Raw genomic sequence first — 8,035 nt, 5'->3', positions numbered from 1 at the left:
AAGTTAGAGAAAATTTCAGTAAAAAAGTTTCTCTTGCTGGCGAATCAATGAATGAGCATGAAAATTTAGTAGAAGTTAAATGAATGTTGGCTTGATTCATTAAAAACCTGAGAGCTGACCCCTAATAGCTGAATTATCAGAACATTTATTCCAAGGTTTGTTTGATAATTTTTTGAAACATTGAGTATGAGACAAGAGAAAAAATAAGGTAATTTTAGGAAAGAAAAACAATGAATAAAAAACCCGATTCATCTTGATGGCAATCAATGACTAACAATGCTTCAGAAGTTAGAGAAAATTTCAGTAAAAAAGTTTCTCTTGCTGGCGAATCAATGAATGAGCATGAAAATTTAGTAGAAGTTAAATGAATGTTGGCTTGATTCATTAAAAACCTGAGAGCTGACCCCTAATAACTGAATTATCAGAACATTTATTCCAAGGTTTGTTTGATAACTTTTTGAAACATTGAGTATGATAAAAGAGAAAAGATTAGGTAATTTTAGGAAAGAAAAACAATGAATAAAAAACCCGATTCATCTTGATGGAAATCAATGACTAACAAAGCTTCAGAAGTTAGAGAAAATTTCAGTAAAAAAGTTTCTCTTGCTGGCGAATCAATGAATGAGCATGAAAATTTAGTAGAAGTTAAATGAATGTTGGCTTCATTCATTAAAAACCTGAGAGCTGACTGCTAATAGCTGAATTATCAGAACATTTATTCCAAGGTTTGTTTGATAAATTTTTGACACATTGAGTATGATAAAAGAGAAAAGATTAGGTAATTTTAGGAAAGAAAAACAATGAATAAAAAACCGGATTCATCTTGATGGAAATCAATGACTAACAATGCTTCAAAAGTTAGAGAAAATTTCAGTAAAAAAGTTTCTCTTGCTGGCGAATCAATGAATGAGCATGAAAATTTAGTAGAAGTTAAATGAATGTTGGCTTGATTCATTAAAAACCTGAGAGCTGACCCCTAATAACTGAATTATCAAACATTTATTCCAAGGTTTGTTTGATAAATTTTTGAAACATTGAGTATGAGACAAAAGAAAAGATAAGGTAATTTTAGGAAAGAAAAACAATGAATAAGAAACAGGATTCATCTTTATGGCAATCAATGACTAACAAAGCTTCAGAAGTTAGAGAAAATTTCAGTAAAAAAGTATCTCAAGCTAGCGAATCAATTGGCAATAAATCTTCAGAAGCAGCTAAAAATAAAGCTTCAGAAATGGAAGAATTTATCAGTAAAAAAGCATCAGATGTTGGCAAATATTTTAGAGAAACTGCTAAAGAATCTACTTTAAAAAAACAACAAAGCAATTCAGAAGTATGGCAAGAAACAGAAAATAATTTAGAACAAGAAGAAATCTATCATATCTTTGTTGGTTATCAAACTGCTAATCAGGGAGGTACTCAGAAAGTTACTCTTAAATCAGGTAAAAGTTATAACGTTAGAATTCGCCCTAATAGTACGGAAGGCTCGACTTTACGACTACAAAAATGTGGTGTAAAGAGTGATGATGCTTTCCTAGTTTTACATACTTTTTATAATCCCGAATTAAACCTAGACCGTCGGATTAATAGTTTAGTAATTCGTGCATCAATTTATGAAAGAAGTAAAACTAGATGTTTAGAAGCTTATAACAGAATTAATTCTGGTTTATATACTTATGATTTAGCAGCACTGAATCTATTAGATTTTATTCTAGAGTCATCAAATATAGATTCACTGATTGGTTTATGCTACAGAATTGCTAGTGAAAATTCTCGGTGGATTGGCATTGATAAAGGTTTAGAACAAGTTTTAGATTCTAGCAATTTAATGGAAGTTGAAAAGCAAAGGTTGAAAGGTATTTATCTATATATTAAATCTGGAGAACCTATGCCTAATTTTGAGAAATTTAGACAATTAGATGCAATTATTTTAAATTCAGCGATCGCTCCGGAGTTAAAAGATAAATATTTATTGGCAAGTGCAACTTCAATGGCAGTGAGAATAGATATGTTAATTGTAAATTTGATTTCTAATAGTTCAGAGATAGATAAGAATAAGCATCGTAAATATTTATCTATTTATCAACAACTTAGGGAAGGTGCAACAGTAGATAATGGGATTATAGAAAATTTAGACAGTGTAATTTTGCAAGCTGAAATTCCCTGGATTTGTAAAATTGTATATCAGCTTTTAAGAGATAGATATTTTGCATCAGACTTAGAAGTAAATAATAATGATTTTCACACAGTTTTTAGCAAATTCAAGAAAGCAGAAAAATTTGTTAAACAGGCGGAAAATTCAGAAAAAATTACAAATAGCTTTGGTAGTATTCCTATTCAAAAAGGAATGTTAATTGAAGGAGTGAATGATGCTGTAATTAATGGTGGTGTTGGGGTATTAGCAGGAGTAAAAGTATTAAAAGGTGGAGAAGCTTTAATTGGAGCAGTAGGTTTAGTAGCGATCGCTTCGACTTTAGAGATGAGTACAAAGGATAAAATTAAATTAGGAATTACTGAGGAAGGTAATTTTTCTGGGGAGGTTGCTTATAGTGGAATGATGAATACTATTAATCAAGTTAGTTGGGTTTTTGGTGATGGAGGAGAAAGAAAGTTAGAGCAGGAACTTGATATTTTTAAGATGTTTAAGGGGAATCAAAATAGAAAACAAATTTTGCAAGAGTTAGAAACTAAATTGTATACTTCAAATTAACCAAAAGTGTAGGGTTTTCAAAGTAGATGATTCTGTATTTATTATCCAAGATTATCAAGGTTAGATTTACAGAGTTGGCAGTGGTGGAAAAGTAAAAATTTTAATCGAAAAAATTAGAGTAAGTAAGGGTGCTCAAACATCTACAGAAACAAAAATAGTTGCATTGTCAAGATGAGCTAATTTTAGATAAATTAAATTCTCTACAAGCAGGAGATGAAGTATATGTGTTTGGAAGTTTAGAGAAATTAGATAGAGCTAATACTGGGTTCAAAAAATCAAAAATCAGAGGTTAATTATTTTAACCCCTGATTATTTTCGACTATTTTTCCAATGCGGATGGCGAGACTCGAACTCGCAAGGCAAAGCCACACGCCCCTCAAACGTGCGCGTATACCAATTCCGCCACATCCGCTCTAGTTAGTATTTATCAGCCAAACTTAAATTAAATTATCGAATTTTGGCTAACAATATACAATAATAACATGAAATTCTCGAATGTGTACAAGAAATTTTATCAAATCTTTTTGATATAGCAATCCTCTTTAGTCACAGTAAGAATTTAGGAACACCCGTATTAGTAGCGTGTCTAGCTTGAAAATGTGGGTAAAAAAAAACCTAACCCCCCAACCCCACAACTATCCCCCCTGCCCCCCTTTGAAAGGGGGGGTAGGGAAGGGGGAGCAGTTCCCTCTCCTACAACGAGAGGGGTTAGGGGAGAGGTCTTCCGAGTTGCTCCCTCCTTACCCAAAATTTTAGTCTAGACATCCTACTAGCTTCTGACTAAAAAATAAGATCAATAACCTTCCCTTTCAAGGGGATGAAAAAAAATAAACTTTAGTATTTCAACCCTCTGACTTTAACCAGAGGCTGATAACTTATAACTTATAACTCAAATGCGATTCTCTAAAATCCTAATAGCCAACCGAGGCGAAATAGCCCTACGCATTCTCCGTACCTGCGAAGAAATGGGCATAGCCACCATCGCTGTCCACTCAACCATAGACCACCAAGCCCTCCATGTCCAACTAGCAGACGAAGCAGTTTGCATAGGCGAACCTACCAGTAGCAAAAGCTACCTCAACATCCCCAATATTATCTCGGCAGCTCTGACTCGTGACGCCTCTGCCATCCATCCAGGATATGGCTTTCTAGCCGAAAATGCCCGATTTGCAGAAATTTGTGCTGACCATGACATTGCCTTTATCGGTCCATCTCCAGAAGGAATTAGGGCCATGGGAGACAAATCTACAGCCAAAGAAACTATGCAAAAAGCTGGAGTTCCTACAGTTCCTGGAAGTGACGGTCTTCTCAAAGACGAAAAAGAAGCTGTGGCGATCGCTGAAAAAATCGGTTTTCCCCTAATGATTAAAGCCACCGCTGGAGGAGGGGGACGAGGGATGAGACTGGTTCGCCAAGCTGAGGATCTCTCGAAATTATTCCAAGCAGCGCAAGGAGAAGCAGGGGCAGCTTTTGGCAACCCAGGACTTTACATAGAAAAATTCATTGAACGCCCCCGTCACATAGAATTTCAAATTCTGGCAGATAGTTACGGAAATGTGATTCACCTGGGAGAAAGAGACTGTTCTATTCAGCGTCGCCATCAAAAGCTACTAGAAGAAGCTCCAAGTCCAGCATTAAATCCTAAACTTCGACAAAAAATGGGCGAAGCTGCAGTCAAGGCAGCCAAGTCTATTAATTATATTGGTGCTGGTACTGTAGAATTTCTCCTAGACCACTCTGGTCAGTTCTACTTTATGGAGATGAATACTAGGATTCAAGTAGAACATCCAGTTACAGAAGCAATTACAGGACTTGATTTAATTGCCGAACAAATTAGAGTTGCCCAAGGGGAGAAATTACAACTAACCCAAAAACAAATCAACATAAATGGTCATGCCATAGAATGTCGCATCAATGCTGAAGACCCAGATCACAATTTTCGCCCTAATCCAGGACGTATTAGTGGATATCTACCACCAGGAGGTCCAGGAGTTAGGATGGACTCTCATGTTTATACAGATTATGAAATTCCACCTTATTATGATTCTTTAATTGGTAAACTTATAGTTTGGGGAAATGACCGTCTTACTGCTATTCAGAGAATGAAACGTGCTTTAAGGGAATGTGCTGTTACGGGAGTTCCGACTACCATAGGTTTTCATCAAAAAATTTTAGAAACCCCTGAATTTATGAATGGGGAAGTCTACACTAACTTTGTTGAAAATATGATGAAGCAAGAAGCAAAATAATCCCCTTATGATTGGGCAACGGTTCATTAATGGATAATGGATAATTGATAATTGATAATTGATAATTACCTCTCCTTTTTAAGGAAAGGATTGACTAAAAGGAAAAGATTGATTTTTTTGATCTTGAAAGGGGAGGCTTTAAACCTGAATTATCTAATTTGAATTATCTAATTATTTAATTTTTTAATTATTAATTATTTTGCTAAATACAAAAAGTGAAAACTTATCTAAAAGTTATCAAAATTACTCATACTCATAACTATAGCTATAAAACTAAAATAGATAAGTTTTATCAGTTGTTAATTCGTTATTTAGTCGAATAAGAGTAACAAAAGGATTGTATTAAACCAGGGAAAATAAATTATTAAATGCAGATGTAAATAATGCATAATTAGAGCATATGAAGGAGTTAGATAGAAATAGGAAGAGAAAATTAGATATCAAAAAAACTCTTTCATTATCAATTATCAATTATTCATGTAATTCCTGATGTCTTAGACCCAGAAATAAAGAGTTTGCCGTTTAACCCTGTAGTCGTTGCTCCACTTGCGAACAACTAGGCTTTCAGGTTTTCTCGTTCAGTTTGAGTAAGTTTAGTTGAGGGGTTTTGCTTAAATCTTAAATTTAAATAAGGTATTCAAGAAGCTGAAAAGTTGAGAAACTTGGATAGCTATATCCAAGTTTTAAGATAGCTATCTTTGATAATGTCCGATTTTGGAGATAACTTCACTTATTTAGCTACAGCATCATTTTCAATAAACCTTGCTGACCTAAAAGCATCTCTCGCAGCAAGCTGAAAATACCTACCCAAATAATTGGGCTAATATCTACCCCACCCAGAGGAGGCACAATTTTTCTTGTGGGAGCTAAAAATGGTTCGGTAGGCCAAAAAATCAAATTAAATGGAAATTGATTAATATTTACCTGGGGATACCATGTCAGAACAATTCGGAAGATAAATAAGAAAGTCATTAACCCCAGGGTAATGTTAAACTAAGCCAGTTTGTTACCAAACCGACTCGTCTTCAGAACCGTGCGTGAGATTTTCACCTCACACGGCTCCTCTCTTAGACGTCCTTTGTCATAGGTACATCCTTGCCTTAATTAATAATTAATAATTAATAATTAATAATTAAAAACAAATTAATTGTTCATTATTAATTGTTCATTATTCATTATTGAAAGGCAGTTTTACTGTCGTGGCAATGTCGGTGCAACAGTTGTTTATTTTTAATTGTGTTGTCACCACCTGTAGACCTTGGTTTTATATGGTCAACTTCCATAAGGTCAGTTGGTCCAAAGGTCAGTCCACAAAATGCGCATTTATTCTTTTGCTGTTTTAACAGCGTTGTGACTTCTTTCCTTACGCCTGGATGTTTACCGATTCTACTACTCCAATAAGTCCAGTCGCCGTCATACGGGGATTTATTACCTTTCACTTTGATGTGTCTTTCAATGGAAACATCTGAGTGTAGGTTTAGTATATATTCGCCATCATTAAGTACCCAATTCCTGGTTTCTTTAACTTTGGGGAAATACTTTTTCTTTACCCATTTGGCAGACTTATTTGGGTGCCTCCTACTTGCCCATCTCCATAATCTTTTCCAAAAGTGGTTATCCATTTTACTGAATGCCTTTTTGCTGACTACGGTTGAGAAGTAATTGGCCCATCCTTTAATTATCGGATTTAATTTAGCGATTATTGCTTTAGTAGGGGCGGTTTTGTAACGATTACATATTTCCACCAGCTTCCGATAATGAGTTTTAATACTCTTGGTGGATGGTTTAATCAGCGTTTTAAATCCTTGTTCGGTTGACTTAACTTTCCATTGCCGAATTGTAAAACCCAGGAAGTCAAATCCAGGTTTATTCCCTTCATATTCTTGCAGAGTGTGGGCAATTTTGGTTTTTTCTGGTTTTAGTTCTAATCCTACCTGGTTTAACCATTCCTGTATTACGGTCTTTGCTTGCAGGACTACTTTGATGTCTTCGTGTAGGATTACAAAGTCATCAGCATAGCGTATTAAGGAAAGACTTTTTACTTTATTTTGCCAGCATTTTTGATAACCTCTATGGTCTTTCATGTCAATGCTTTTGGCAAATTCCATTAGTCTTTCCTCCATACCGTGCAGGGCGATGTTTGCTAGTAGAGGACTAATTACCCCGGACTGTGGTGTACCTTCCACAGTATCTAGGAATTGTTTTTTGTCGAATACTCCAGACTTTAACCATTGTTTGATTAGTCGTCTATACGGTGTTCGACCCACTTTTTCCATCAGTGCATCATGGTTAATTCGGTCAAAACATTTGGATATGTCAGCATCTAGCACATATTTTGGCTTTTTATTGATGCTGAAATAGATGGCTGCAATAGCATCATGTGTTGACCGTCCTGGTCTGAAACCATAGCTATTAGGTTCAAATCTTGCCTCCCATTCTGGTTCCATACCTAACTTAACCAAGGCTTGTAATGCACGGTCGTACATTGTAGGGATTCCAAGCGGACGCTTTTCATCTTTCCCTGGTTTTGGTATCCAGACTCTACGGGTTGGACTTGCTTTGAGGTAACGTGAGTTTAATAGATTCACCAAGTTGAATCTCTGCATAGGAGGTAAATTTTTGATACCATCTATCCCGGCAGTTTTCTTGCCCGGGTCTACCTGAGTCACGCGCCTAACAGCTAGCAACCTTGCGTAGTAACTTTTGGTCAGAAGTCGTTGGTATTTACGCATCTTGCGGATTTCGCCACGGCTGGATGCTCTGTAAATTAACTTTTGCAACTTAAATACATTCTTCTCTACCCGTCTCCAGTTTATGTCTGTCCATTTAAGGTTAGGATTGACACTGACCTGGTACGGTATATCGTCTGTATCCCATGCCACGCTTAAAAAGCGAGTGCGTAATTCTGAGGTCCCCTCAGAATGTAAGACGCACTCAAGAAATGGTTTAGGGTTTCCTAAACGTCTTTTTAGTGTTTTAGCTTTATTCATTGCTAATTATTTCCTTACATTACGTCTAACAGTGGGTACGTCTGCAATGAATAATGAATAATTAACAATGAATAATTGTTAGAGTTTTA

4 protein-coding genes and 1 tRNA gene are annotated in these 8,035 nt (G+C 35.6%); 2 read left to right on the top strand and 3 right to left on the bottom strand.

Annotated features, from left to right (window positions below; translation table 11 throughout):
- The first annotated feature begins 1,084 nt into the window (after nucleotides 1-1,084).
- Entirely contained in the window at nucleotides 1,085-2,707 is a 1,623-nt protein-coding gene (locus F6K40_RS05075) for a hypothetical protein (protein ID WP_293132268.1), read from the top strand.
- A gap of 331 nt (nucleotides 2,708-3,038) precedes the next feature.
- On the opposite strand, the gene F6K40_RS05070 is transcribed toward F6K40_RS05075, so the two are convergent.
- Nucleotides 3,039-3,119, bottom strand: a tRNA-Leu gene (locus tag F6K40_RS05070).
- A 481-nt stretch (nucleotides 3,120-3,600) separates the two neighbouring features.
- Here F6K40_RS05070 and accC point away from each other — a divergent pair.
- Nucleotides 3,601-4,956 carry an acetyl-CoA carboxylase biotin carboxylase subunit gene (gene accC, locus F6K40_RS05065; RefSeq protein WP_293132265.1) on the top strand — a complete coding sequence of 452 codons (1,356 nt, stop codon included), beginning with the start codon at nucleotides 3,601-3,603 and terminating at the stop codon, nucleotides 4,954-4,956.
- A gap of 738 nt (nucleotides 4,957-5,694) precedes the next feature.
- Here accC and F6K40_RS05060 read toward each other — a convergent pair.
- Together F6K40_RS05060 and ltrA are read right to left on the bottom strand one after the other, a co-directional pair.
- Entirely contained in the window at nucleotides 5,695-5,943 is a 249-nt protein-coding gene (locus F6K40_RS05060) for a YggT family protein (RefSeq protein ID WP_293132329.1), read from the bottom strand.
- A 188-nt stretch (nucleotides 5,944-6,131) separates the two neighbouring features.
- The gene (ltrA, locus tag F6K40_RS05055; RefSeq protein WP_293132262.1) at nucleotides 6,132-7,946 is read right to left on the bottom strand and encodes a group II intron reverse transcriptase/maturase; all 1,815 of its coding nucleotides are present in this window, start codon (nucleotides 7,944-7,946) and stop codon (nucleotides 6,132-6,134) included.
- Nucleotides 7,947-8,035: the final 89 nt, after the last annotated feature.

It is taken from the genome of Okeania sp. SIO3I5 (genome assembly GCF_010672085.1).
In the GTDB taxonomy this organism is placed as follows: Bacteria; Cyanobacteriota; Cyanobacteriia; order Cyanobacteriales; family Microcoleaceae; genus Trichodesmium.
Note: the sequence above shows the minus strand (reverse complement) of the source record. Positions and strands in the feature narration are given on the sequence as shown.